This window comes from Streptomyces sp. TLI_171, assembly GCF_003610255.1.
In the GTDB taxonomy this organism is placed as follows: domain Bacteria; phylum Actinomycetota; class Actinomycetes; order Streptomycetales; family Streptomycetaceae; genus Kitasatospora.
In genome coordinates this window covers 139,109-164,331 of record NZ_RAPS01000003.1, presented here as the reverse complement: position 1 = coordinate 164,331, position 25,223 = coordinate 139,109, and the positions used below count along the sequence as shown (strand labels likewise).

Below are 25,223 nucleotides of genomic sequence, written 5' to 3'. Positions count from 1 at the left end.
CCCTTTCCCACCGACCGAGGAGAGTCCCGTGCCCAACCGAACGGCGCCCCGCAGCGCCCGCCTTCCCCTCATCGCCGCCGCCTCATTGCTCGTCCTCGCCGGCAGCCTGCTGCTCATTCCCGACGGGCGCCCCGAGGTCGGGCACCCACCCGCAGCACCGGAATGGCCCACGCAGCCGGTGACCGATGCCAACAACGGGGCTCGCTCTGGCCCGGCACCGGTCACTTCGGACACGTCCTCCCCCGCACCCACTCCCGCGATCTCCCCGCCTGCCACGGCACCGGTCGGCACCCGGACCGCGCCGGCCGACCTGCTCGCCGGCGAAGTGCCCGACCGCTACCTGCAGCTGGTCCTCGACCAGACCCAGCCGGCAGACCTTCCCCCGACGCAGGAGCAGCAGTTCGTCGCCCTTGCCGACCAGGTCCTCCTCGCCGATCTCACCGGCCAGGGCCGGGCGGCGTTCCCCTCCTACTTCGGCGGCCAGGCCGCCACCGCCCCGTGGAGCCACGTCCGCATCCAGGCCGGCATCGCCCGCCGCCACTCCGGCGGCGGCAACGAGGTCGACGCGCACTTGGTGTACGCCGGCACCGACCCGCACGGCCGGGCGCAGGAGCGGCAGAGCGCCACCATCGGGCTCATCCAGGCCGTGGGCGACACCAGTTGGCTGCCGGTCACCACGTCGTAGCGGCAGCGGGCCGATCCGTCCGCAGATATTTCGCTCGCCCGGTCACACCGGCTGCCCGGCCGCGATCTATGGGGTCTGACAGATCCTCACCCGCCGCCCGCCGGCGCCTACCGAAGAGGGAACCTGCAGTGACCGTCATCGGCATGATCGACTCTGTTCTCGGCGCCGCCTCGCATGCCCCCCAGCTCGCACAGTCCGCCGGCGCCGCGGTCGCGGCCAATCTCCCTGGGGTCATCCTGGTCGCCGCGCCGCTGCTGCTCCTGCTCGCCGCCGGGCAGATGCTTCTGGCCCGGCGCGCGCTCGCCGACCGGGCCGGGGCGGAGTTCCTGCCCCGTCCCGGCTTCGACCCCGGGGAGGAGGACATCCTGCGCTTCGTCCACCAGCTCGCTCGCGCCCAGGCGAGCGCCTCCCGCTGGCACCTGACACCCCGTCGGGCCACCGCGGTGCGAATCCGCCTGACATCGAGTGGAGGCCCGCCCTCCTACCGGGTCGAGGCCCGCAGCCGCACCCTTGCCCTGATCAGCCGTCACGCCTACGTCGGCTGCGAGCTTCGCGACCCCGGGCAGGAGCTGACCGCCGCCGCGGGCGTCACCGTCACTTTCGAGGGCCCGGCGGAGCTGGAGAGCACCAGGGTGGCCGCCTGATGAGCAGCAGCCTGTCCAACGTCTTCCCCCTGGCCAAGCGCCGCGACGCCGAGGACGGGGACTTCACCGGGCCCGACGCGATACTCGCCGGCGAGCCGGAGCAGGAGCAGGAGCAGGAGGCAGACGACGCTCACCCGCTGTTCGTCGCCCGCGCCGAGCTCACCCTGGCCATGGCCGACCACCTCGCCCTGCGGCGGGTTCCGCTGCGGCCCGACCCCCTGCAGGCCATCACCGCGGCGCTGAGCTCGGTGAAGCAGGAGGACGGCGAGCGGGCCGACGTCGTCCTCGACCTGGTCCCGGTCACCGCGGCGCAGCTCAACCGGCGCCGCAGGCAGCTGCTGCGTTCCGGGCGCCGCGGCCGCGGCGCGGGACCGATCCTGCCCGGCATGCCGCAGGGCGGCCGCGGGTCGTTCAGCCTCGGTGGTGTGATGGCGCAGGTGGCCCAGGAGGCGAAGCAGTCGGGGTCGTCCGCCAGCGCTCGCGGCGGCGGCTCGGTGGTCCACAACGAAGGCCTCTCGGTGCGCGCGGACATGACCGCTGTGCTGGGCAAGTACCTCCCGGACGGCCAGCAACCGCCGTTCTTCGCCTTCCAGCTGCTCCTGCGGGCCTCGTCCCGCGTCGAGGGCCGGGAGCTGATGCTGCTGGACGAGATGGTGACCGCCCTTGAGGTGTGGAGCGGCGACAACCAGTGGCGGGAGGTCGGCCTCAACCTCCTGGTTCGCCGGGTCGGGGCAGGGTCGGTGCTGTACCGGCGCCAGTTCGACCGGCGGTTCGCCACCGGGGAGTTCTCCCCTCGTGGCCGGCAGCGGTGGGTCAACGGCGCGGAGATCGCCGGGCTCCTCAAGCCGCCGACTGTCCACAACGCGCACACCAAGCTGCCGGACGCGAGCATCCCGCTGCCGCCGCCGGACCTGGTCGAGTACACCGGCCAGCGGGACGTGCTGCCGCTGGGCTTCACCACCGGCGCCGACGGCCGGGAGTTCCTGGTCGGCGTGCCGCTGCAGTGGGTGCTGTTCGGCCTGTTCCTGGGCAAGTCCGGCTACGGCAAGACCGAGATGTCCTTGATCCAGGCGATCGCCCTCGCGCACAGCGGCCACGGGGTGATGTTCCTCGACCCGCATGGGGACGGCTGGGGCAAGGCGAAGCGGTACCTGTCCCACGAAGGGCTGTTCGAGCGGCTGTGGGAGATCGACTTGTCGATCACTGACCCGGACGCGATGGTCGCCTCCTGGAACCCGCTGTCGATGCAGGGCCGGCAGCCGAAGGACATCCCGAAAGTGGTCGGCGCGATCGTCGACTCCTTTTCCTCCGCCCTGAGCTGGGGCGACACGAGCGGGCGCGCGAAGACCATCCTGACCCGCTCGGTGCAGTCGCTGGCCTACCTGTCGTACCGGTTCGCCGAGGTCGGACACCCGGAGCTCGCGCCGACCGTGTTCCAGCTCGGGACCCTGCTAATGGACGAGGACTGGCGCAAGCTCGTCACCTCCTACCTGCCGCCCCGCTTGCAGAGCTTCTGGCGCAACAGCTTCCCGCGGTACCCGGCGGAGGCGGCGCCGGTCGTCACGAACATTGTGGAGCGCTTGGACAGCTCGGATGCCCTGAAGGCGTTCCTTGGCAACCCGGAGAGCACCTACGACATCCGGCGTGCGATGGACGAGGGCAAGGTCGTGTTCATCTGCCCCGAGGGCTCCGGTGACACCGACCGGATCATCTCCTGCCTGATCATCTACGACCTCTTCCGGGCCGGACTGTCTCGTCGCAACATCCACCCGTCGCAGCGCCGGCCGTTCTGGACCTGGATCGACGAACTGACCGCGGTGGACGGAGCCAGCAAGGGCCACCTAGCCGCGATCACCGAGCAACTGCGCAAGTACCAGGTCCGGCTGCTGGCCATGACGCAGATGATGCAGCGTCTGACTCCGACCACCAGGAGCGGCCTGTTGCAGAACCTGTCGATCCTGTCGACCACCGCGGCCGACATCGAGGAGGCCGCGCTCGTCACCAGGCGGTGGGGCGGGGTGGTCGACCCCCACACCGTGGTCAGGCTGCAGCCCTACCACTACGTGATGTCCGTCAACCGGGGCAGCGGCATGTCCGACCCCTTCCGGGTGCGGGGCGCCTCGGTCGAGGAGACGTATGCCCTCTATGACAACCCCGACGGCGCCGAGCGTCTGCAGCAGGCCGTGAACACCAACCTCAAGCGGCGCCCCGTCGGGGACATCCTCGCCGGGTTGGAGACCCTCGACGCGCGGATCTTCGACGGCGTCACCCGGTACCTCACCCCGGACAGGGCCTCCGCACGGACGGCCGCAGCCGACGACATCGAATCCGAGCCGGCGGACGGGCCGAACCGGCAACCGCCCGGCCGAACCGGGGGCGCGCCCGGCAGCCCGATCCCGACCGAGGCCGTCGACCCCGAGCAGGCGCAGTACAGCCGACCCGACGACGCCGACGAGGCATGGAGCACTGATCTCGGATGAACGCTGCCACCCTTGCCCGGCCCGCGATGATGAGGCGGCTGGCCCAGCAGGCCATGACTGTGCTCTACCAGCACCGGCTGATGACCACCCAGCAGCTTCACCGCCTCCTCCAGCCTCAGGCGCAGCGGCCCGTCTACCTGCTGGACCAGCTCAGGAGCCTGGAGGACGCCGGGCTGGTCGAGCGGGTGCGTGCGCTGCACCGCAACCCCCGTCACGCCCAATGGCTGTGGTTCTTGGGCGAGGAGGGCTACCTGCACATGGACGGATCGCAGGAGAGCATCACTCGCCAGCACCGGACCACCACCGCCACGGCGACCGGGCCGCGCCAGGCGCACACCCTGGCGGTGAACGAGGTCGGCATCGCCATGGTGGAGCACGCCCGGGCGGCGGGACACGAGTGCGGGCCGCTGGACTGGATGCCGGAGGTCGCCCACCGGATGCGAGACGGCCAGCGCCGTTTCGAGGACGACCACGTCATCTCCGACGCCGTCCTGGACTACACGCACGTCACGGGCGAGGGCCGGCGCACGATGCTGCGGGCTTTCGTCGAGTTGGACCGCTGCACCATGACCGTCACCCGGCTCGCGGACAAGGTCGCCGCATACGGGCGGTACCACGACTACATCCCGCAGGAGCACGACCGTGCACGGCGCCCGACCGGCAGCCGGCCCGCGTGGCAGAGCACCTACAGCCGCTTCCCGCGGCTGCTGATCGTGCTGGACCACCCCTCGCCGCGCGTCCTTGACTCCCGCATCAACGACCTCGGAGCGCTGACCGGCGCCAACCCCGGCCTGTCAGCGCTGGCCGGGCAGCTGTCCGTCGGCGTCACCACGCTGGCCAAACTCCGCCAGCACGGACCGTTCGCGCCGATCTTCAAGCCGCTGCTGCGCAACCAGGCGCCCACCGACATGTTCCTTCGGCCGCAGGCCGAGAGCTGAGGACCAGCACCACCCGTACAAGGAGGCAGCACAGTGACGACCAGCGACCCCGACTCGGACGTCGTACCCGGATCCGCCGGCGTCAGCATGATCCACTTGGCGGAGATCCTCCAGCGCCACAGCCGCCTGGCGCAGCGGCGGTTCGTGATGCTGCCGCTGCGCGGGCCGGGCAGCGCTTACACCGAGCCTCAGGGCCGACAGCCAGGCGACGCGACCGCCCCGGTCGAGCTCGCCGACTTGATCTCTTCCATCAGCGAAGTCGGGCTCCTGGAGCCGGTGCTGGTCGAGGAGACGCCGGGCCGGGGCGGCGGTGCGCCGGCCATGCGGCTGGTCTCCGGAGAGCGCCGGCTGCGCGCGATGCGGTGGGGCGCCCTGCACCTCGGCGAGAACCCGCATTTCGAGGCGATTCCCGCCATCGTGTGCCCCGGCCCACTGTCGGACGAGGAGAGGGCGACTTGGCGGTTCGTGGAGAACTTCGCCCGGGAGGACCTCCGACCTGCCGAGCAAGCCGTCGCGCTGATGTACCAGCGCTGCGCTGTCCTGGTCGGCAAGTTGCTGCGAGCCGGGAAGCCCGTGCCGCGCGAGGTCTACGAGATCACCGACGCGGTCGAACGGTTCCAGGCCCTGGAGAAGATCCGCGGTGGGGACCGGAGCTGCGCCGCGCCGTGGAGCGAGGTCCTAACCCGGCTCGGCCTCCAGCTGAGCGAGCGCAAGGCGATGGAGCTCGTGCGGGCCTTCCGCGAGTTGCCGCGCGATCTGAGCGAGGAGATGGACGAATCGGGGATCCGGCTCAATACGCGAATCCGCTACGCCCAGCTGCAGCGCGGCCGCGCCGACGCCGCCGCCGGGATCTGGGCCTCCCTCAAGAACACCGGCCGGCTCCACCTGCTGCCCAGCGCCGTCGACATCGGCCTGGCCGCGCCGGACCTCGACAACGACGCCATCGTCGACGCCGCCGGCGAACGCTTCGACAACGCCAACGCCGGCCGGCGGGCGAAGCTCAGCCGCGTCCCCGCCGGCGACGGAGCGAACGGGCAGCAAGGCGACAGCCCCGAACCCGGCTCGGTCGTCAGCGGGGCCCCGCAGCCCCCGTCGCACGCTGCCGGCACGCCTCCCGCCATCCAGAGGCCGGAAGTCGAACTGTCCGCAGACCAGCGGCCGGACACGCCGACGGAACAGCGGCCGCTGGTCGACCAGGCCGTCGTCCGCACCACGCTCGACTCCCTGCGGGCGCTGCTCGCCGACCTGCACACCGGCCACGACCTCGGACGGTACGACCGGGGATCTCTGCGCCTGGCGCTGCGCGAACTCGAGCCGTTCCTGTCCGCCGACACCGCCACACCCGCTTCCCAGGAGGTAGCAGCCTGATGGCCAACGTCTCCCTGCCCATGCCCGCCGTCGGCGTGCCCCTTCCCGGCCGCGGCTGCGACTGCACCCGCTGCGCGTTCTGGATGGGCCCGGACGGCCGCGGCGGGCCGGCCACCGTCGAGCCGCTGTGCTCGGGCAGCAACGCCGACTGCAGCTACTGCGGCTGCGCGGCCGCCGAGGCCGGCTCCCCGGCGGGTGCCTGCGCCAGCTGCCCGATCCGCTGCGGTTCTCGGACCGACATCGCCGCCTGGATGCACGACGTCGGCGGCACCCTCGCCTTCGACGACCTGGTCGTGGAGGGCGAACTCCCGCAGTTGCCCTCCTTCATCCCCATGACCGACGGCAGCTCCGTCGGCGCACTGGACGCCAGCCTGCGCTGGCCCGCCTACGCGGTCGGACTCAGGAGAGTGTTCAGCCCCGACACCCACACCATCTACCCGCGGCTCGCCGGGAAGGACGCCCACCAGGTCCTCGGGCTCGGCGAGCAGCAGAAGGCGGTGCTGGTCGGCTACGGCGAGGACCCGCTGGTGGAAGCGTTCTGGTCGTACCGCCGTCGTGGCGGCCTGGTCGAAGAGCTCGCCTCACAGAACTGGGACGTGATTCTCTCGCCGAACTACTCGATCTACGGCAACTGGCCCCGAGTCGAGCACCTGCTGAACATGCGCCGCTGCCTCATGATCGCGCAGGAGTTCCACGACGCCGGCGCCGTGGCGGTGCCGAACGTCTACTGGTACCGGCTGGAGGACCTGGAGCGCTACCGCGCCTGGTTCGACGACGTCCCCGCCCCGGGCATCGCCGTGAACCTGCAGACCGTCCGGGAGAACAACAACTGGGACTCCTGGGCGCTGCCGGGCCTGTACTGGCTGGCGGAGAACCTCCCTGCGGATCTTCCGGTGCTGCTCACCGGCCTGTCCCGGGCGGACCGGATCGCCCAAGCCGTCGCCCTCTTTCGCGACCGGCTGACCCTGATCAGCCAGAACCCCCATCAGTACGCGCTGCACGGCGCGGTGATGACCGCGAACGGACGGGAGGACATCCACGCACGGCCCGGAGACGCCTTCGCCGTCACCGTCCGCTACATGTCCTCGCTCCTGCCGCGCAGTTGATGCGGGCCCTGAGGTAAGAGTTTCTGACCCTGCGCAGTGCCCTCGGGAAATCCTCTTGGCCGCGGTCACACCGCGTCCTCGGCCGCCATCTATGGAGGGCGAACGAGGAAGGAGTTCCGATGTCCGATCCCCTCCATGCACCGCCGGCCACCGTCTCGACCGCGGGAGAGACCGCCGAACTGTGGCGCGTGGCCGTGCTGTCGGTCTGGCACCCGGCTCTCGGCGCGCCTTTGGACCCGGTCGCGGTCGTCGGTTTCGGCCCGCATCTCGGCGGCGATCCGGCGGTGCATCTGGTGTGGGTGCCGCTGGCCTTCGAGGCCGCGGACCCGTGGCGCGAGCTCCTGGCCGATGGCGTCACCGTGGAGCTGCTGGATCACTGGGCCGAGCGTAGCGCCACGGTGGCCGTTGATTACGTCGACGTCCCCGAAGGCGCCGTCGCCCTCTCTCACGCCGTAGGGCTCCTCCTGGATCTGCTCCTCGCCGAGGTGCTACCGAACCTTCCCGACCGAGGGGAAGGTTGATGGGCACCAACTCCAAGGCCAGCCACCAGAACTACACCGTCGCTCCCGCGGGAGGCGAGGGCGACGACGATCAGCCCGACAGTGACGGTGAGGGCACCAGCCAGGAGTACGTGGAGGCTGCCGCGAGCTTCGACCTGGCGACGGCTCTCGCTCAGCTCATCGCTGCCGATGGCGTCGACGTCGAGGCGGACCTGAACCAACCCCTGCTCGACGTGCCGGAGGACCCGGTCGAGAAGTTCGACCAGTTCGCCGAGCAGATCACGGCCGCCCGGGCTGCCCTGGAGGCCATGAAGGCCGCCGGCGCCTCGGAGGAGGAGATCGCCGAGAAACTCAAGGAGATCAAGGCGACCTCCCTGGCGTACCTGACCGCGCTCCCAGCTGGTGAGCTCCAGCAGATCGCTTCGGCGAAGGGCTTCGGGCATCCGGTGCTGGTCGGCCTGTCCGGCAAGGGACAGCATCCCTTGGTGCACTGGCTGGACCCGGCCTACGACCCGGACATCAAGTCGAAGGCCGCGATCGAGGCCGCCGCCCATAAGCGCTACCAGCAGCTGCTGGCGGGTGATACCTACGGCGGGCTGACGCTGGCAGACGTCCACCAGCTCGAGGGCACGCCGATGCCGCACACGGGAGGCGGCTGGCAGGCGACGCCGGAGCAGGTCCAGCAGGCCCAAGCCGCACTCGCCGCATCCCTGGACGGGCTTCCGGCCGTCCATGTGAACGGCGAGCAGCTCGCAACGCTGCTGAAGGCTGAGCGGCTCCTTGCCGCCGCCGAGTGCCCCGAGATGGGCGACGAGCTGCAGACGGCGAAGGCCCAGGCCCACCAAGCCGTCGACGCCTACCTGGACCAGGCCTCGGTGAACACCGGCAACGCTCAGCTCGCGGCCAAGGACGCGATCGACGCTGGACTGATCACCGAGCAGGAGGTCCACCTTTTAAGCCCGCGCCAGTTGCTCAGGATGATCCGTCCGAACACCAGCGCCGGCACGCTCAACCTGGCCAAGGGAGTCATCGCGAAGCGACAGGTCCAGCTCGATGACCTCGACTCGGCGATGAGCGACCACTCGCTGCTACTGATCAGCAAGGACGTCGCCGGCGCGCTCACGCTCGCTCCCCTGGGAAAGGGCGCGTGGGAACAGCAGGGGGAGGCGGTCAAGACCGCCGCCGAGTGGGCCGTCAGCACCGGCAAGCTGTACGAAGCCCAGATGGCGGTCACGCCCTGGGCCTCGAACGTGCTGCTGCCTCCGAAGGAACTGGTGGCTCAGCATCCCGGGCTGGACAAGGACAACCTCGTCAACCCGTACGCGGAGACGGAGGCGTTCAGCGCGTGGGCGAAGCAGCAGAAGCTCACTGACCTGCGTGAAGTAGCCGAGGAGCTCGGCATGACCGCGGCAGGCAAGGCCTCGCGGGCGCACGTGCAGAAGTTCATCGCAGGTCACTTCAACCCGTTGTGGCATCCGCCGGCGATCAACCTCCTCGCCGAGGAAGCGGCGGCGAAGAAGGCGGCCAAGGCCGCCGCACCGCCGCCCTCACCGACCGGTCCTTCTTCCACCCCTTCCGCCGCCGGAACGTCGACGGCGGGGGCGGGGCCTACCCCCGTCACACCGATCACTCCCGGGTCGAAGCCGGTCGCCCCCAAGCTCGGACCCTCCGCAGCGTCCGGAGGGGCGTTCGCGGCCAAGAACAAGGCGCTGGTCGCGGCCCTGCAGATGGCCACTGCCGCTGCCTCCGACCTGCCCAAGCGCATGGAGGCTTCCCAGGTCGCGGCAATCTCGTTCGGGCCGGCGCAGGCCGCGGCGCTCGGCGGCGCGCACAGCAAGACCCTCCACCAGGGCCCGGACGGAGGGATGTGGCTCTTCAAGCCGGACAAGCAGGCCGGCGGTGCCCGCGCGGCCGCGGAGGCGGCGGCCTCCCACGCCCTGGACCTGGGCGGCGTGCCCTCGGTGCCGGTCTACCAGAAGACGATCGGCGGCCAGCCCGGATGCATCCAGCCGATGGTCAAGGGCGCGAAGACGCTCGGCGGGAGTCCGTCCTCCTGGACGCAGGGCCAGGTAGACGCGATCGTGCGCTACCACGTCGGTGCCTGGCTGGTCGGAGACCACGACGGCCACGCCCAGAACATGATCGAGACACCCTCGGGCGGCCTCGTGAACATCGATCGCGGGCAGAGCTTCAAGTTCTTCGGCCGGGACAAACTCGACCTCGGCTACGCCCCGAACAGCGGGTACGGCTCCGTACCGGTCCAGCAGCAGCTGTATTCGGCGTTCATGGGTGGCGGTCTGGGTCCGGGGGTGAAGGTGAATCCTGCCGTCGCCCATCCGGTCATCAAGTCCTTTGAGGCGATCCCGGACGCCCAGTGGCGCGCCGTGCTGCACGACACCGCGCACCAGGGCGCGAAGGTCGATCTGCATTGGGTTCCGAAGATGAGGACCCGGGCCGCCAAACAGCATGGCGTTCCTGCAGACCAGGTGACGCACACGCAGATCGCCGAAGCGTTCCTGGACCACGCCTGCGAGCGAAAGACGACACTGCGGACCGACTTCGCCGACTTCTTCACCAAGCAGCTGAAGCTGTCCTCCGCCGCCGCCCTCAAGTACGGGAGCTGACCTCGATGGGCACGAACTCCAAGTCCACGCACCAGTCGTACACGGTCGCCCCGTCCACCGCGGCGACCCTGGAGCCTTCTGCAACCGCGGCGGGGCCGGAGCAACCCGGCCCGGCCGAGGCCGCCCAGCTGATTGCAGATCTGTTCAACACGCCGTTCGGCGGCCCGACGCTGCAGCCGATGGCCGGCTTCGAGGTGCCCCCTGAGCTCGCCGATCCGTCGGTGGCAGTCGGAGGCGGGAAGGCCCGGATCACGGACGAGCCTCCCGCGCCCGGCGAGGACGCGTGGGATCCGCCCGAGCCACTCTCGGCTGCCGTGCTCGACGGACTGGATGGGGCCGAGGGAGCGGCCGCCGGTGGTGCCGAAATGCCCGAAGAGCAGGAAGAGGAGGAGGATTCGGCCGAGCAGCCGCTGACGCCGGTGCCAGAAGCACCGACCACAGGGATGGCCATCGGGGAGCCGGTCCTGGTTGGCGGCACCGACTTCCTCAACTCGGCGGCCACGCTGATCTCCTACGACTCCGCCGACGGAACCCCCCGCGAGGTGCTGCTGGCCCACGTGAACGAGGAGGCCGAGGAGAAGCTCCTGGACGCGCTCGCGCTGTCCGAGGGGAAGTTGGTTCCGGTGGAGGTCACCAAGGAAATCACCGGCCAACTCGAGCTCGACAAGCAGAACAACCTGCACGAGCTCGTCGCCCAGGCCGCCAAGTCGGTGAACCACAAACTGAAGAACGGCATCGACGTCCCGCAGTCCACTCACGACAAGATCACGGCCGCTGTAAAAGCTGTCGTCACGGCGGCCCATGGTGCCACCGCCGATGAGGCGGCCATGACCGGCTACTACATGGAACACCTGGAGGCGATCGCCGAGAAGGCGAAGATCGGACTGGGTGATCAGACCTACGCCGACGGCGGGAAGCTCCCCATGGTGACCCCCTACCTGCACACCGGCATGGCCACCGTCACCGAGATGGTGCCCGCACCGGTCGACGACACCGATCCCGGGCAACTCTCGGCGCAGCTTCGCAACGCCAGCCGGATCGACGCCTCCCTGGACCCGGTCACGGGCGAGGTTTCCTGGGACGGAACGTCCCGTGCCCACGCGACGGGCAAGGAGTACGCCATCGACATGGGCGACGGCTGGAGCGCGGTGTACCGGCCCTACAGCCTCAACGAGCCTGGAAAAGCCGAGTTCAGCATCCGTGGCCAGCTGGAGGTCCACGCTCCTGCGGGGGCCGGCCACGGACCGGAGCTCGTCGCCCGGCTCGAGCAGCTCCACCTCGCGAACAAGCCGATGACGGCCAGCGAAGGCGAATGGACCTACCTCGCCAACAACATCAAGGCGCAGGGCCTGGCTTCGAACCCCCAGGTCAAGGAGGCGATGGAGGTCGCGCGGGGGCTGGAGGAGCTCCAGGTCCAGGAGCTGTTCCACGCGCACGCGCACGAGGCGGTCGGCTTGGACGAGGCAGGCCTGTCGGCGTTCGCGAAGAAGCTCCAGCTGCAGGCCGCCCACGACGTCCTGCCCAAGCGCATCGCAGTGGTACGCGACGCTGTGGGTCAGGCCGCCGGCTTCGCCGACGGAGCCGCGCTGAGCGCGAGTCCCGGCTACCAGCCGACGCCGAACAGGTCCGGCGGGTGGCTGACCTGGACCCGCTTCGACGTCACCGGCAACCCCGAGGCCTTCGCGAGCGCCTGGAAGGGGCGCAGCCTCGTGCACGGCATGGGCGGCGGAGACATCACCACCCTGTTCGCGACGGGAGTGCTCGCCTCCACCGAGCGCCGTGCGGTCATGGGCACGAGCAAGGGCCTCGGCATGAGCGAGGGCCAGGACAAGTTCTCCGGCGGCGCGAACTCGGTGTTCCTGCGCGTGAGGGACACGCCGGTCGACGGCGACGGCGGTTACGGCGTTCGGATCGTCTGGGACGACCCGGCCGTGCTGATGAAGCGCAGCGACTACTACGCCTACAACAGTGACCACTTCGGTGCGTTGCACACCGCCGGCGGGAAGAGCGTCTCCGGGCAGACCAGTGACCCGATGAAGATCGCGAAGTTCGACGGGGGCGGCAATGAGGTGATGTTCAGGGACGGCATCGACCTGTTCGGCGCGGAGGCGCCCAGCCGCGTCCTGTGCGGCAGCGCGGACAACCGCGACAAGCTGCTGAAGTTCTTCGCTGACAAGAAGATCACCCACCTCGCCGGCAAGCCCGTCGCCGACATCGTCGGCATCTGACCCGGACCCACGGAAGGAACGCCATGAACACCTGGACCAACCAGCTCACCAACCTGCTCGAAGGCGCCCACACCAGCACCGGCGATCCGCTCGACGCCGGCGCCCGGATCGTCGTCACCGAATCGGGCGGGACCGAGGCCTTCCGTGCCCCGCTCGCCCGCCACTGGCGCGAGGACGAGGACGACCCACGCCTTCTGTGGATCCGGCCGGTCGTGGGTGGAGGCCTGTCCCCCGAGCCGGGTGTCGGTTACGTCTTCAATCTGAGCGTGGCCCGGCGACGCGCCGTGCACTGGCGCTCCGCTGAAGTCGATAGCCGCGGCGCCGTCGTTCTGCGCCTGGTCGCTGCCTACGGCGGTGATGGCCAGACCGCCCGGATCGAGCCTGCGGGCGGCGCGGAGCTGGAGGAGCTGGGGCGCTGGGACACCTTCGTCGACCGGCTCTCCCCGAAGGAGGAGCAGGCGTTGGAGGAGCTGGCCGAGGACAGCTGGAGCGGACGCTTCGCGTGACGTCCATAGTGTCTCAGTGACATAATGCACACAGCGACGCGAGGAAGGCCCCACGATGCACCGCAGCAGCAGCTTCAGGCCGGACCGCCTGGTCGCCGAGAGGACGAAGGCCGGCCTGAGCCGCCAGGACCTCGCCCACAAGGCCGGGATCCGCCCCGCCGTCCTCGACGACTACGAAGCCGGCGCACGCACGCCGAACGCCAAGATGCTGGCTGGCCTGGCGGAAGCAGTCGGATGCCAGCTGCAGGATCTCCTCAATCCCGTCGAGGAGCGGGACCTGCGGACTCTGCGCGAGCAGGCCAGCGGCCTGGGGCCCGGCGCCGCGGCCGCGGCGGTGCAGATGTCCCGCGGGTCACTGGCCATGCTGGAGGCCGGCCGCACGACCGAGCTGAAGGACAGCGTCGCTGCGGCCCTGGCCGCGGTGTACGGCACCAGCGAGGAGGAGGTCCGCGAGGCGCACCAGCGCAGCGTGGCAACCGCGCGGTCGACGGCGCCGCTCTGGCTGACCGATCGAACAATGCAACGCCTGGCCAACCACCTCGGCCGGACGCCCGACGAGCTGCGAGAGCTGATCGAGACCATCCAGGACGAAGAGCGGAGGGGATGAGAGTGAGCACCGAACGCGGAAGCGCCCTCACGATCGCGCGGACCCGGGCGCTGCGCAGTCCGCTGCCGGCGTGCGAGGCGGCTCTGCCGGCCGACCAGCTGTGGCTGCGCGCCCGGGCACAGCAGTTCGCCCGGGCGGCCGGGTTGCGGTTTCTCCTCGTCCTGGACTCTGCCAAGTACACGCGGTTGTCGGGGCAGCGCGTCGGCGCCGAGGTGGTGGGCCGGGCCTACCGGGGGCCGGAAAGCACTCGCCTCCCGGTTCCGTTGTTGTACCTGCAGCAGGACGCCCTCGCGACCCGCGCCGAGGCCGACCAAGTCCTGGCGCACGAGGTCACCCACCTGAAATGGCCGAGCTACGGGCACAAGGTCGCGGCGTTCGATCGCGCCCAGTGGCTGCTTGACCACCTCGAACCTTCGCTCGCAGGCTGAGGGCGGGGCCCTTTCGGCCGTCGCCTGTGCTCCAGGGCCGGCACACGCAGATGGGCCGCCCCCTCGTGCTGCTGAGGGGGCGGCCCATCTGCGTGTCGTCTGCTACCAGGCCAGGTCCGGGTGCGGGTCGAAGCGGCCGGGGCGCGGCCGGCCGACGCGGGTCGAGCTCGGGGGACGGTGCCCGGCGAGCCGGTAGATCGCTTCGAACAGGTCGCGGTTGTGGTCCAGCCGCCACCACCCCAGGGCTGTGTGCACGTCGGCGAGCGCGTCGGCGGGGCTCTTGCCGGTGAGCAGGCAGCTGTAGCGGGCGGCAACGGCGGGGGTGCGACTGCGACCGGCCACGCAGTGGAGGTACACCCGCTTCCCCTCCTGACGCAGCTGCCGGACGATCCGTGCGGCCTGGTCCACGACGAACGCGGTGTCCGCGTTGGCTCCGGCGCGGTCGACCAGCCAGACCCGGATGTGCTCGACTCCGGACTGGGTCAGGATCGGGCCAGAGCCGACCCGGCAGAGGCTGACGACGGCGTCGACCGGCGCGGGGCCGTCGACGGCGGTCTGGGCGAGGTTGCCGATGATCAGTCCGGGGTCGTGCGGGTGGAGGACGGCGAACGGCCCTCCCCCAACCTGCGGGTGCGGCATCCGCTCACCCCGGGGCCAGCCGCTGGAGTCGTCACCGCCCTGGTTCACCGTCAGGACTGCGAGGCTGACCAGGTCGGAGGCGTCCTGGCTGGGCCAGCCGTGGAGCAGGCGCTGCCAGTGGAGCGGCACGGCCGATCCGCCCCAGCGCGCGCCGAGGAGCGCTCCGGCGATCGCGGCGACGGTGTCGGTGTCGCGGCCGATGCGTACGGCGTTCTCCAGGGCGAGCTGGAGGTGCTGGCTGGCGAAGGAGCCGTTGGCGGGGTCGGCTGCGGGTACGGGGGTCTGGGTGATGGAGGCCCATGCGGCCTGGAGCGCCACGACGACGAAGCCGTTCTTGTTGGCGAAGGTGTGCGGAGGGCGGCTCTCGGCCTCGTCGAGCCAGGCGGCCCACTGGGCGCGGCGGTTCTCGGGGAGCAGGGCCACTCCGGCGCGGACGCCGTCGAAGGTGCCGTCGAGGACGGCGGTGCGAATGCCGGAGCACCACAGGATGCACGCCTCGGCGCTGAGCTGGTCGCCGTGGGTCAGGTCGCTGACCGCGCGGGCCGCTTCGGCCATGGCGCGCGGGTTGTCGAGGTGGGCGAGGGCGACGGTGCCGGTCCTCATGAGGGCTCCGTTGCCTGCGCCGAGGCCGGTCCGCTTGTACTGGGCGGTGGCCTGGCGGGTCATCACCTGGTGCAGCGGCTCGTCGGATTCGGCGTGCGCCCGCTCGGTCATGCCGAGGACGGTCCTGGTCTGGATGCCGACGTCCGTGGCTCCGTCGCGAAGCCAGATCAGGAAGTTGGCGGCGATGGCGTCGAGGGCGGCCGGGCTGCGCAGATCGGCTCCGGTGGCGGCGACGTCGGCGATGCACCACTGCATCTGCGTGTCGTCGCTGTATTCGCCGGGCCGGTACGGGCCGTAGCCGCCGCCGAGCATCTTCGGCTGCTGGTCGGGGTGCATCGTGCCCTGGCCCTCGTAGTGGACGCCGAGAGCGTCACCAGCTGCAGCGGCGAGAAGGACGCCGGCGGCGCGGTCGGTGCGGATCTCGGTCAGCAGCGGCCGCCGCGGTGCGGGGCGGCGGGTGCTGACGCGGCGGTTCGGCATCAGGTCTCCTCGTAGATCCGACGGACGCGGGGGACGTGTCCGGGCGGAGGGCCGTCGACCCCGTCGATTCAATTCGTCATGGTGACACTATGAGCATAGGCCAAACATTGCAAGATGACAAATAGCAATGTAGATTGACTAACTCCTGATCCCTCCCGCACCCCGCTCCGTCGGAGCGTTACGCCTGGAGACTCACGTGTCCGATCCCGTCCAGACGCTGCTGGACCAGCTCAGGCTGGGCATCCAGACCAGCGGCGCCGTGCGCACCGCCCGCAACGCAACCCGCCGAAAGCCCGAGGCGGGCCATGACCTCCGCGCCGGCCACGCCCGACTGCGCTCCGCACGGAACCGGGCCAGGGCGCAGCAGGCAGCCTGGCGGTCGGCGTGGCGGACATGCCGCGGCGCCGCCTTCCGCGGTTCCGCCAGGTCGGCCGCCGACGCGGTCCTCGCGGAACTCGCTGCCGACCCCGTGGAGTTGGTGCGCCGGGCCGACGCCGTGATCTACCACAGTTCGGCCGGGAAAGACTCGGTGGTCGGGCTGCACCGGGCGGTCCAGGCCGCGAAGCGCGCCGGGTGCCTGCACAAGCTGGTCGTCGTCCACGCCGACCTCGGGCCCGACACCGAGTGGCCGGGCGTGCGGGAGTTGGCGCAGCGGCAGGCCGAACGCTACGGCCTGAGCTTCCTGGTCGTGGCCGCCGACGGCGGCTTCGTCGGGATGGTCGAGAAGCGCCGCATGTTTCCTGACGCCAAGCGCCGGCTGTGTACGTCGTCGCTGAAGCGCGACGAGCTGGCCCCGATCTACACGCGGATCACGGCCGCGCTCGGGTTGGACGAGCAGGCGCTGATCGTTTCGGTCTATGGCGTCCGCGGCGGCGAGTCGGCGGCCCGGGCCAAGAAGGCCCCGCTGTCCATCGACTCCCGCGCCAGCAGCGGCAAGCGCCTCGTGCTGACCTGGAACATCATCCATCACCTTTCCGCGGCGGACGTATGGTCGGAGATCAGCGAGCATGGGTTGGAGTACCACCCGATCTACGACACCGGCCTCGATCGCCTATCGTGTGCGTACTGCATCTTGGCGCCGGATGCCGCGCTCGTGCTCGCCACCCGGGTCTGCTTCGCCCTCGGCCTGCCCATTCCCGGGGTGTACGTCGACCTGGAGCGCCGAATCGGCCACACCTTCAAACCCAGCCAGACCCTCGCCGGGGTGGTCGCGGCCGCCCGGATGCTCGACGCGCTGGACGGCCCGCTCGTCTGGAGCCGGGGCGACGCCGTCCGGCGCCATCTCGGCGAGGACGCCTGTCGGCGCTGGGAGCAGCGCCTGGCCTGCGCGGCCTGACTCCGCAGTTGCTCGCACGGCCCGCTTTCTAGGCAGCGTCGCGGCGCGGTGCCCCGCGACCGCACCCCGATTCCTTTCGGCCGCGACAACGCTGCCCGGTCAGTCGGCTGGCGTTCGTCGCCAGCTGCCGCACCACTCTTGAGCAGCTGCGCGAGGTCCTTCGCGACGCGGTCGGAGGGTAGCGCAGACCGGTCGCATCAAGCCCCATTGCATTGTAGAAAGGCATTTCTGCCTGTAAGGTTTGTGGCGCACCCGCCCCTGCGGGATTTCCCTACCGGCCAGCAACCGGCCGAATCTGGAGACGTCGAATGACTGAGCAGGAGCACGCTCCGCTGCCGATGCCGGTGCGGGCGATCGCGGCGCGGTACGACGTCGAGGAGCAGGCTGCCCGCCGGTGGACGAAGGACGTGACGTTCCCACCGCCCGTCAAGAAGGGCCGCTGGGATCCCGCCCTGGTCGAGAAGTGGATGCGGCTCAACAATCCCGGCGCCTGGGCCTACGCCCAGCTCCGCAAGGGGATCCGGAACCCGCTCGACCTGCCCGAGCTCCCGGAGAGGGAGTTGCTGGACGCCAACCGGTTCGGAGAACTACTGAGTCACCTGCGCCCGAACCTGCCGGAGGACAAGCGGGCGGTGCCGGCGACCACCATCCGCTCGTACGAGGCCAGGGGCTTCGTGCCGCCAGCGGACCGACGGCCGGACGACGGGCACGAGCCGGCTGTCGACAGCGTCGGCTGGTACTGGTCCACGGTTCGCTCGCACATCCACGCCAGCCGACAGTTGTCGGCCACTCGCGTCGCGGTTTCCGAGGGCGCTGAGCGGGGGGAGTCGTGATGAGCCCCGAGCGCAGGCTCGTGTCCCGGCAGGAGATCCGGGCGATGTACGGCGTCGGCGCCAACGTCGTTGCTGGGTGGATTGCCCAGGCGGGCTTCCCCTCTGCACAGCGGGCGGATGCCGCAGGGGCCGGCCGCGGGCGCGAGGTGGAACGGTTCGACCAGGCAGCGGTCGACGGCTGGGTGCGTGAGCACGAGGAGCGAGTGTGGATCGGCGCCCATGAAGGGCCGGCGGCCGCGCGACAGGCGGCGCTGAGCAGGCTCCCCGACGGCAACCCGACGGACCTGCTGGACTTGGACGACTTCCGCACCCTCCTGGGCAACTTCAATCGTGGCCGAGCGGTCGCCCGGGGCACGATGCAGGCCTATCGGAGCCGCGGCCAGATCCCGGCCGCCGACCGGTGTGAAGGCGACGGGATCGATCCCGAGGTCTACGAGGAGATGTGGTTCCGCAAGACGGTGTACGACTACATCGTCGATCAGCCCGGCATGGGCGCACGCGGCATCGGGCGTGTGACCAGGAAGGACCCATAGGCATTGCAAAATGAACCTTTTCACTGTAAAGTAGTTCTCGTAAGGGCGGCGGACGCCCACGGGGAGCTTGCGGAGGTAGCCAGTGAAGAAGGACTTGCGGGAGCTGACCAAGGCCCTTGAGACGCAAGGGTTCGAGGTGACACCTTCCAAGAGCGGTCACCAGATCGTTCGCCGGAACGGTCAGCGGATCGCCACCTTGGCGGGCACGCCCTCCGACCGCCGCACCTGGCTGAACACCATCGCCGTGCTCCGCAAGGCCGGGTTCGTCTGGAAGCGCTGAACCACCACGGGCCCGCCGGGACACCGGCGGGCCTTCACCCCCTGCACGAAACGGCACGCCCCGACCAGGAGGAACCCGATGACCACTCAGACCTGGAGCGTCCTGGTCGAGATCGACGCAACCAACGTCTCCGACGAGGCCCATGACCACGTGCTTGGCGCGCTCTCCGAATATGCGGTCAACACCACGACCGTCAGCAACGGCAACCTCGGCGTGATCCTCAGCGTCACCGCCACCGGCGTCGCCGAGGCCGCCCAGATCGCCGTCGCCCTCGTCCTGGCCGCGGCGCCGGCCGACCTCAGCGACCACCCGGCCGTCGGCGTCGAGGTCGTCACCGAGGCCGAGCAGGAGCGGCGCGCCATGGACACCGCGCGCTGACCCCCTGCGGCACCGCGTCTGCCGCGGCCGCACCACAGCCCCTCTCCGCCGCCCACCGCCGGCCGGACCCGCCACGGGTCCGGCCGGCGGCCGTTCCACACCCGCGCATTCACCGCCCAGCCGCCCATCGACTGCACGCCGCGATCGACGCATCCCGCCCAACCGACGGACGGTTGGCTCGGGCAAGCCTGCGAGGTCGACGGCCGGCTGCACGGCGCTTCCAGTCGGCGGTCCGCCCCACATCTCGCAGACGCCGCAGGTGAGCCGCCCTCCGAAGCGCTCGTCGCCGAGCCCAGCAGCCGGGGCGGCCCCCGGAGCGCGCGCAGCATCCCCGACCCGCCGGACACCGCTCGGGACTGCGCAGCCAAGCCAGCCCCTCATCCCGTGCATTGCATTTTAAGCATTTACAATGTACTTTGGCTGCCTGTCGGCCGTGGCCCGAGGCCAGCCGACTTCGCGCACAGCACGCGCCTCAGGACTCCCCCGCAACGCCCCGCACGCCCAGAGCAGGCTCCGCCGCACTGGGCCCAGCCGGCACCTCAGGTCGCCTTCCGCCGGGGACCAGCACCCCTGCACCGCCGCCACTCCAACCGACCGAGAGAGGGCTCCGCGTCATGGGCAAGCCGAAGAAGACGGCCACTCGCACAGCCACCCACAGGCCCGCCACCAGGCGCCGCCGCTTCCGCCACGACGACCTCGTCGCGGTCGACCTGTTCTCCGGATTCGGGGGCCTGACCCGTGGCATCGAGATGGCCGGGTTCACCACGATCATGGCCGCCAACCACAACCGCTACAAGGTCGAGGTCCACGAGGCGAACCACCCGCACGCGGAGCACTGGATCGCGGACCTGGTCGACCCCGACGCGGCCGACTACCACTCCGCCCGAGACCTGCCCGCCGCCGACCTCCTGGTCGCCGGCGTCTCCTGCGTCAACCACTCGCAGGCCAACACGAAGAAGGCGTACGAGCAGGGCCTGTCCCTGTTCGACTTCGACGACCCGGACTTCGAGGCACGGGTCACCAAGTCCGAGCGCGACCGCGCCACCGCGAACTGCGTCCTGCACTACGTAGCCCAGCACCACCCGCGAATGATCCTCGTCGAGTGCACCACCGAACTCACCTCCTGGGGACCGGCCCTGCCCGGCCGCCCGAAGGTCGGGGACGGCTCCACCTACCGCTGGTGGCTCCGGCAGTTCGAGAACCTCGGCTACCGGCACAAGGTCCTGTACCTGAACTCGATGCACTTCGGCGTCCCGCAGTCCCGCGACCGGGCCTACTGGGTGTTCTGGGACAAGTCCATCCCCGAACCCGACCTCGACTTCCGGCCGGTGGCGCGCTGCCACGCCTGCGACAAGGACGTCGATGCCGTTTGGTCCTGGAAGACCGGGCCCACCCCGACCGGGACGGTGCGCTACGGCCAGCAGTACGAGTACCGGTGCCCGAGCTGCCACCGCCCGGTCGTCCCCCCGGCGGCCCCGTCGCTCGCCGCCCTCGACCTGAGCGACCTCGGCACCCGCATCGGCGACCGCACCCGGCCCCTCGCCCCGTCGACGATGGCCCGCGCGCAGCGGTGCCTGCAGCGCTTCGCCGAGTTCCCCGCCGTCCTGATGCCGGCCAAGGGGGTGCACGGCAGCGAGCGGCACTTGTGGCAGCCCCTGGCCACACAGACCAGCCAGCAGGAGGCGGCCATCCTGTCGGCCGGCACCGTGGCGGCCACGCACCGGCTGACCGGGGCCGGGCGCAGCCTCGCCCTGCCGCTGGACACCGCAGAGACGGCCCACGACAAGGCGGTCCTGCTCGCCGTCGACAACTTCCAGGGCGGCCCGCGGGGCGTCCACGAGCCCCTGCCTACGCAGGGCGGCTCGGAGACGATGGGGATCCTGTCCGCAGGGGTGCTGCCGTTCCGCAAGAACACCCTCCCCCAGACGCACGCCGAGGCGATGCCGACCGTCACCGCCGATCAGATCCCCGGTCTGCTGTTCGCCGGCTGGTACAAGCAGAACGGCTCCACCGGCAACGAGACCGCGCCGCACCTCCTGGCCGACCCCTTCGGCGCCCTCACCGCCCACGACACCACCGGCGTCCTCGCGGCCGAGTGGCGGGCCGCACTCAGTGAGCTGCGCCTGGAGGAGTGCCACTTCCGCATGATGCAGCCGCACGAGATCGGACGGGGCTGCGGTTTCGACGTCGACTTCGCCGGCTACAAGGGTTCGTTCATCGTCTGGGGTGCAGCTCGCAGCCAGGTCGACGGGTACGGCAACGCCGTGTCCCCTCAGGTCGGGGCCTGGATCGGGGCCCGCCTGCGCGCCGCTCTCCACGGCGCCTGAGGCCCCCAACCCGGCGGAGGGCACACCTCGGCCGCCGCCGGTCGCGCAGGAGGGTCGGCGCGGGGGCGGCTGAGGTCCCCCCGCCCCGACCGCTTGGCCGTGTGGCGTCTGCCGGGCGGGGCGCCGTCCCCGTGCGGCTCGCAGGTAGGCTGCAGCCAGCATATGCATTGCAATATAAATTCAATGGATGTAGATTGGCTGTCGGCTCGGTCGTGGCGCAAGCCCGGCCGGCTTCGCGCGCAGCGCGCCCCCTCAGTGGTTCCCACGTAGCGGAGGCCCCTTAATGCCCGCAGCCGACTCCGTCAGCAACCGCCCCGGCTGGTACCTGGTACCGCTCGCACGGGGCTTCCGGCTCCACCTCTGCGTGACCGGTGACGTCCTCGGCGACGTCCGCCGCCAGGTCCACGCCCTCCTTCATGGCCACGCGCAGCCGGACACCGTCTACGCCGCCCAGCTGCTGATGACCGAGTTGCTGACCAATGCGCTGGAGGCGTGCGGGCCCCACGCCCCGGTGGTTGCCGTGGTCCGCGTGGGCGAGGCCTCCATCAGCCTCGCCGTCCACGACCCGGACGTCAGCCACTCGCTTCTCGCCGCAACGCCGATGCCCGGGCCCTGGGCCGTCTCCGGACGGGGGCTGCCGCTGGTGGAGGCGCTGGGCGCCGGGCCGGTGGACGTGAAGGTGACCGCCCTGGGCAAGCAGGTCTGCTGCCGGCTCCCGAACCCCGCCGCCTGATTTCCGAGGGCCCCAGCCCTTCCGCTGGGGCCCGTCCCCATTCGACCTGCCGAGGAGTTCCATGACCCCGCCCACCCCGACTCCGTCCCGCTACTTCCCGCGGGGCCCGCGGCACGCAGCCGACTTCGCCATCGCCAGCGCATGCGCCGACTCCTGGTACCGCGAACGCGGAGGCGCGCGCGTCCAGATTCCCATCGGCGCCGTCGCCGCCCTGGCCCTGTGGCCGATCAAGGGACCCGACGCCTGGATGCAGGGCAGCTGGTGGCTCTCCCTGGACGAGGAGCAGCTCGCCGCGGCGCTGCGCGAGTGCTGGGCCCGCTGGTGGATCCAGCGTCCCGACCTCATCCACCGCGCCGCGCCGCTCCACAACTGGCTGAACGACGACGCCGTGCGCACCGCGGCCATGCCGGCGGTGAAGGCAGTGATACGCACGGCGATCACCGAGGGTGTGCTGGAGCTCGTCAGCAGCGGAGACGCCTGGGCGCGCACCGACACCGACGTTCTGGGCTGGATGGTGACGCTCATGCGCTCCGGAGGCGAGCGGCAGGCGCTCGCGGAGTTCCCGACGCCGCCCGACATGGCGGCGCTGATGAGCAGGTTCCTCCTGGTGGAGCAGGCCAAGGACATCACGCCCGGGCAGGCCTTCCACGACCCCACCAGCGGCACCGGCGCGATGATCCGCGCCCTGGCCCTCCATCTGTACGACCGGGGGCTGAACCCGGCCGACTTCTCCTGGGCGATGACCGACCTGGACCAGACCTCCGCCGCGGTCGCGGCCTGCTGCTCGATCCTGTGGGAGCTGGGTCCGCGGGTGCTGGTGTGGTGCGGCGACACGCTGCGCGAAGGCGACGGCCCCGACCGCGCCGCCGCCGAGAAGGCGAAGCTGATCAATGAGCGCAACCGCACCTTGCGGCAGCTCGCCGCGCTGCGCGGGAGCCTGCGCCTGATCAACCCCGACGCCCTGGGAGGCGTCGGGCATGAGTGAGCCGACACTGCCCCTGTTCGAGCTCGACCTCCCGGCGGCCGAGCCGGAGCCGGAGATCGTCCTGGACGAGGCCCGGCTCCGGGAGTCGTTCGCCCGCTTCCGCGCCGCCCGATACAAGACGTTGTCGTACGGCCTGGGCTACGACTCGACGGACATCCTGCTGGAGTACCTGCGGGACCCGGAGAGATACGGCCTGGAACCCGACCTGTCGGACCTGGTCGTCGTCCACGCGGTCGTCGGCAGCGAGTTCGACAGCACCTACACCCTGGTGGAGCAGGTGATCCTGCCCCGGCTCCGGGAGCGCGGCGTCCGCTTCGTCGAGGTCGCCCGCCGGGGGCGCAGCCTGACCGACGGCTATGAGGTCCTGTCCGACACTCGCGCGCCCTACCGGCTCCACCGGCGCGGGCGCTTCACGCTCCTGGACGAGTTGGAGACCGGAGGCACTGTCGTCCAGGCCGCCGGCGGCAACACGTGCTCGTTGAAGTTCAAGGCTCACGTGCTCAACGGCTTCGTCGCCGACGCCTTCGCCGGCGCGAGTGTCAGCACAGCGATCGGCTACAACGCTTCGGAGGCTGGCCGGGCTCTGAAGTCCGAGAAGGCACAGGCCAAGGCGAAGCCGGGGCCGGCCGCGGTCTCCCTGGACTACCCGCTCGTACGGACCGGGCGCAGCCGGGATGACGTCATGCGCAGGGTGGAGGAGGTCACCGGCAGAGCCTGGGAGCGGTCGGCTTGCTTCTTCTGTACCTACAGCCTCTCCTGCGGGTCGATGCCTGAGCACCTGCTGCGGCTGCGCAAGGAGCCCTCCGCCGCAGCGCGGGCGATGCGCCTGGAGTACGTGTCCATGGCGCTGAACGAGCACGGGTCGCTGTACCCGAACAAGCAACCGCTGCACGCCCTGGTCGCCGCAGACGGGAACGCTGCGGCGCTCGGTGAGTTCGAGGCGCTGCTGAACGATCCGGCCCAGGAGTGGGCGCTGTACCGGGTGCGGCGGATCTACACCGCAGGCCGTGTCGAGGCGTGCCGGGAGGAGCACCGGGACGACTGCATCGAGCTCGGCTGCCGCGACCGTGCGCTCAAGGGGACGGCGTGGCGGTCGCTGACGATCGTGGCGACTGGGACCCGGACGGGGTGCGCCGGCCGGCTGCGGGAGGAGGCCGTGCAGGCGGGCGCGGCCCTGGAACGGGAGCGGCGCCACGGCGTGCCTATCGATCGCCTCTACATGCGCCGGCTCCCCGACCCGATGCGCTTCGGCGTCGCCGAGGAGTTCCTGGTCTGCGCGCCCGCCACGGCCGTGGAGAAGGAACGGCGCAACTTCCCCACGGTGTGGCGGCGCGTCGCCGATCTCGGGCTTCCGGCCTGACCGTGTTCGGCCGCTGGGCCCGCGCCACGACCGCCTGCACCGACTGGGATCCCCACTATCGCGACTCGGCCACACGGCAGTTCGAGGAGACGGCATGACCGACGACGCAGCCCGTTCACGTCAGATCTTCGAGCAGGCGAGACTGCAGGGCTGCTACCCCCTGCAGCACGACTGGGGCAGCCCGCTCGGCGTGCGGATGCCCGAGCATGTGAAGGAGTGCCCCGCGCACCGCGAGATCTGGCTCGGGTGGAGAAACAACCGCTACGACCTCCGCAGGCCTTCGGAATGGCCTGGGACGCCAAGCGGGATCATGGACAGTCGCACGTCGCACGAGGAGCGCGCGTACGGCTGGGCCGAGAAGAACGCCGCACAGATGGAGCTGGTCGCGGGGATCTGCGGTCGCGGCACGAGTCCGCAGTGCAGTCGCGGGCAGATGGGTCGCTACTGCATTGCACTATGACCATTCTTAGCGTAGATTGGATCCTGCGAGGCGGTGCTCACCGCCGAATTCCGTTCCCTGTCCGGGAGACGCGGCACTCCTTCATGCCTCCGTTCCTGTGACGGCCGCACTCCGGAAGCACGACGACGCACGCCACGAGGCACCCCACCGTCACCGCTGACC

The 25,223-nt window shown here is 70.7% G+C and carries 23 protein-coding genes; 22 read left to right on the top strand and 1 reads right to left on the bottom strand.

What is annotated here, in order from left to right:
- Positions 1–28 precede the first annotated feature (28 nt).
- From BX266_RS37945 to BX266_RS37890, 12 genes are all read left to right on the top strand, one after another.
- Positions 29–685, top strand: coding sequence for a hypothetical protein (locus BX266_RS37945; RefSeq protein WP_120314492.1), 657 nt, complete (start codon positions 29–31; stop codon positions 683–685).
- 143 nt (positions 686–828) lie between these two features.
- Positions 829–1,329, top strand: a complete 501-nt coding sequence (locus tag BX266_RS37940) for a hypothetical protein (protein ID WP_143687158.1) — start codon at positions 829–831, stop codon at positions 1,327–1,329.
- The gene (locus BX266_RS37935; protein WP_099908888.1) at positions 1,329–3,809 is read left to right on the top strand and encodes an ATP/GTP-binding protein; all 2,481 of its coding nucleotides are present in this window, start codon (positions 1,329–1,331) and stop codon (positions 3,807–3,809) included. The genes BX266_RS37940 and BX266_RS37935 overlap by 1 nt, the downstream gene beginning before the upstream one ends.
- Positions 3,806–4,747, top strand: a complete 942-nt coding sequence (locus BX266_RS37930) for a replication-relaxation family protein (RefSeq protein WP_259465252.1) — start codon at positions 3,806–3,808, stop codon at positions 4,745–4,747. Before BX266_RS37935 ends, BX266_RS37930 begins: the two co-directional genes overlap by 4 nt.
- 33 nt (positions 4,748–4,780) lie before the next feature.
- Positions 4,781–6,115, top strand: a complete 1,335-nt coding sequence (locus tag BX266_RS37925) for a ParB N-terminal domain-containing protein (protein ID WP_259465251.1) — start codon at positions 4,781–4,783, stop codon at positions 6,113–6,115.
- Entirely contained in the window at positions 6,115–7,221 is a 1,107-nt protein-coding gene (locus tag BX266_RS37920) for a DUF4417 domain-containing protein (protein WP_099908887.1), read from the top strand. Before BX266_RS37925 ends, BX266_RS37920 begins: the two co-directional genes overlap by 1 nt.
- 119 nt (positions 7,222–7,340) lie before the next feature.
- Positions 7,341–7,742, top strand: coding sequence for a hypothetical protein (locus BX266_RS37915; protein ID WP_259465250.1), 402 nt, complete (start codon positions 7,341–7,343; stop codon positions 7,740–7,742).
- Positions 7,742–10,345: a hypothetical protein gene (locus BX266_RS37910; RefSeq protein WP_099908886.1), complete on the top strand. Its 2,604-nt coding sequence runs from the start codon at positions 7,742–7,744 to the stop codon at positions 10,343–10,345. The genes BX266_RS37915 and BX266_RS37910 overlap by 1 nt, the downstream gene beginning before the upstream one ends.
- A 5-nt stretch (positions 10,346–10,350) precedes the next feature.
- On the top strand, positions 10,351–12,573 hold the full coding sequence (locus BX266_RS37905) for a hypothetical protein (protein WP_099908885.1): 2,223 nt from the start codon (positions 10,351–10,353) through the stop codon (positions 12,571–12,573).
- Between the two features lie 23 nt (positions 12,574–12,596).
- A complete protein-coding gene (locus BX266_RS37900; RefSeq protein ID WP_099908884.1) occupies positions 12,597–13,079 on the top strand; it encodes a hypothetical protein in 483 nt (160 codons plus the stop codon).
- A gap of 55 nt (positions 13,080–13,134) precedes the next feature.
- On the top strand, positions 13,135–13,686 hold the full coding sequence (locus BX266_RS37895) for a helix-turn-helix transcriptional regulator (protein ID WP_099908883.1): 552 nt from the start codon (positions 13,135–13,137) through the stop codon (positions 13,684–13,686).
- Positions 13,687–13,688: 2 nt separating this feature from the next.
- The gene (locus BX266_RS37890) at positions 13,689–14,114 is read left to right on the top strand and encodes a hypothetical protein (RefSeq protein WP_099908882.1); all 426 of its coding nucleotides are present in this window, start codon (positions 13,689–13,691) and stop codon (positions 14,112–14,114) included.
- 102 nt (positions 14,115–14,216) lie between these two features.
- Here BX266_RS37890 and BX266_RS37885 read toward each other — a convergent pair whose 3' ends face one another.
- A complete protein-coding gene (locus BX266_RS37885) occupies positions 14,217–15,836 on the bottom strand; it encodes an ADP-ribosylglycohydrolase family protein (protein ID WP_099908881.1) in 1,620 nt (539 codons plus the stop codon).
- Between the two features lie 196 nt (positions 15,837–16,032).
- Here BX266_RS37885 and BX266_RS37880 point away from each other — a divergent pair, with 196 nt between their 5' ends.
- The 10 genes from BX266_RS37880 to BX266_RS37835 all read left to right on the top strand — a co-directional run bounded on the left by BX266_RS37880 (position 16,033) and on the right by BX266_RS37835 (position 25,061).
- Entirely contained in the window at positions 16,033–17,172 is a 1,140-nt protein-coding gene (locus tag BX266_RS37880) for a phosphoadenosine phosphosulfate reductase family protein (protein ID WP_259465249.1), read from the top strand.
- 308 nt (positions 17,173–17,480) lie between these two features.
- Positions 17,481–18,005 carry a hypothetical protein gene (locus tag BX266_RS37875; RefSeq protein WP_099908879.1) on the top strand — a complete coding sequence of 175 codons (525 nt, stop codon included), beginning with the start codon at positions 17,481–17,483 and terminating at the stop codon, positions 18,003–18,005.
- Positions 18,005–18,538: a hypothetical protein gene (locus tag BX266_RS37870; RefSeq protein WP_099908878.1), complete on the top strand. Its 534-nt coding sequence runs from the start codon at positions 18,005–18,007 to the stop codon at positions 18,536–18,538. The genes BX266_RS37875 and BX266_RS37870 overlap by 1 nt, the downstream gene beginning before the upstream one ends.
- 136 nt (positions 18,539–18,674) lie before the next feature.
- Entirely contained in the window at positions 18,675–18,818 is a 144-nt protein-coding gene (locus tag BX266_RS39250; RefSeq protein WP_183096899.1) for a hypothetical protein, read from the top strand.
- Positions 18,819–18,896: 78 nt separating this feature from the next.
- The gene (locus BX266_RS37860; RefSeq protein ID WP_099908876.1) at positions 18,897–19,196 is read left to right on the top strand and encodes a hypothetical protein; all 300 of its coding nucleotides are present in this window, start codon (positions 18,897–18,899) and stop codon (positions 19,194–19,196) included.
- 614 nt (positions 19,197–19,810) lie between these two features.
- Positions 19,811–21,523 (top strand): DNA cytosine methyltransferase, encoded by a 1,713-nt coding sequence (locus tag BX266_RS37855; RefSeq protein ID WP_099908875.1) that lies wholly within the window; start codon positions 19,811–19,813, stop codon positions 21,521–21,523.
- Positions 21,524–21,806: 283 nt separating this feature from the next.
- Entirely contained in the window at positions 21,807–22,256 is a 450-nt protein-coding gene (locus BX266_RS37850) for an ATP-binding protein (protein ID WP_099908874.1), read from the top strand.
- A gap of 61 nt (positions 22,257–22,317) precedes the next feature.
- Entirely contained in the window at positions 22,318–23,241 is a 924-nt protein-coding gene (locus BX266_RS37845) for a hypothetical protein (RefSeq protein WP_099908873.1), read from the top strand.
- Positions 23,234–24,601, top strand: a complete 1,368-nt coding sequence (locus BX266_RS37840) for a hypothetical protein (protein WP_099908872.1) — start codon at positions 23,234–23,236, stop codon at positions 24,599–24,601. The genes BX266_RS37845 and BX266_RS37840 overlap by 8 nt, the downstream gene beginning before the upstream one ends.
- Before the next feature lie 94 nt (positions 24,602–24,695).
- Positions 24,696–25,061, top strand: coding sequence for a hypothetical protein (locus BX266_RS37835; protein ID WP_099908871.1), 366 nt, complete (start codon positions 24,696–24,698; stop codon positions 25,059–25,061).
- Positions 25,062–25,223: the final 162 nt, after the last annotated feature.

What these genes read in the sequence shown, in the direction of transcription:
- BX266_RS37885 (WP_099908881.1), bottom strand. Translation starts at nt 15,836, where the DNA reads ATGCCGAACCGCCGCGTCAGCACCCGCCGCCCCGCACCGCGGCGGCCG.
- BX266_RS37900 (WP_099908884.1), top strand. Translation starts at nt 12,597, where the DNA reads ATGAACACCTGGACCAACCAGCTCACCAACCTGCTCGAAGGCGCCCAC.
- BX266_RS37850 (WP_099908874.1), top strand. Translation starts at nt 21,807, where the DNA reads ATGCCCGCAGCCGACTCCGTCAGCAACCGCCCCGGCTGGTACCTGGTA.
- BX266_RS37915 (WP_259465250.1), top strand. Translation starts at nt 7,341, where the DNA reads ATGTCCGATCCCCTCCATGCACCGCCGGCCACCGTCTCGACCGCGGGA.
- BX266_RS37935 (WP_099908888.1), top strand. Translation starts at nt 1,329, where the DNA reads ATGAGCAGCAGCCTGTCCAACGTCTTCCCCCTGGCCAAGCGCCGCGAC.
- BX266_RS37855 (WP_099908875.1), top strand. Translation starts at nt 19,811, where the DNA reads ATGGGCAAGCCGAAGAAGACGGCCACTCGCACAGCCACCCACAGGCCC.
- BX266_RS37895 (WP_099908883.1), top strand. Translation starts at nt 13,135, where the DNA reads ATGCACCGCAGCAGCAGCTTCAGGCCGGACCGCCTGGTCGCCGAGAGG.
- BX266_RS37910 (WP_099908886.1), top strand. Translation starts at nt 7,742, where the DNA reads ATGGGCACCAACTCCAAGGCCAGCCACCAGAACTACACCGTCGCTCCC.
- BX266_RS37835 (WP_099908871.1), top strand. Translation starts at nt 24,696, where the DNA reads ATGACCGACGACGCAGCCCGTTCACGTCAGATCTTCGAGCAGGCGAGA.
- BX266_RS37840 (WP_099908872.1), top strand. Translation starts at nt 23,234, where the DNA reads ATGAGTGAGCCGACACTGCCCCTGTTCGAGCTCGACCTCCCGGCGGCC.
- BX266_RS37920 (WP_099908887.1), top strand. Translation starts at nt 6,115, where the DNA reads ATGGCCAACGTCTCCCTGCCCATGCCCGCCGTCGGCGTGCCCCTTCCC.
- BX266_RS37860 (WP_099908876.1), top strand. Translation starts at nt 18,897, where the DNA reads ATGACCACTCAGACCTGGAGCGTCCTGGTCGAGATCGACGCAACCAAC.
- BX266_RS37845 (WP_099908873.1), top strand. Translation starts at nt 22,318, where the DNA reads ATGACCCCGCCCACCCCGACTCCGTCCCGCTACTTCCCGCGGGGCCCG.
- BX266_RS37875 (WP_099908879.1), top strand. Translation starts at nt 17,481, where the DNA reads ATGACTGAGCAGGAGCACGCTCCGCTGCCGATGCCGGTGCGGGCGATC.
- BX266_RS37940 (WP_143687158.1), top strand. Translation starts at nt 829, where the DNA reads ATGATCGACTCTGTTCTCGGCGCCGCCTCGCATGCCCCCCAGCTCGCA.
- BX266_RS37930 (WP_259465252.1), top strand. Translation starts at nt 3,806, where the DNA reads ATGAACGCTGCCACCCTTGCCCGGCCCGCGATGATGAGGCGGCTGGCC.
- BX266_RS37870 (WP_099908878.1), top strand. Translation starts at nt 18,005, where the DNA reads ATGAGCCCCGAGCGCAGGCTCGTGTCCCGGCAGGAGATCCGGGCGATG.
- BX266_RS37905 (WP_099908885.1), top strand. Translation starts at nt 10,351, where the DNA reads ATGGGCACGAACTCCAAGTCCACGCACCAGTCGTACACGGTCGCCCCG.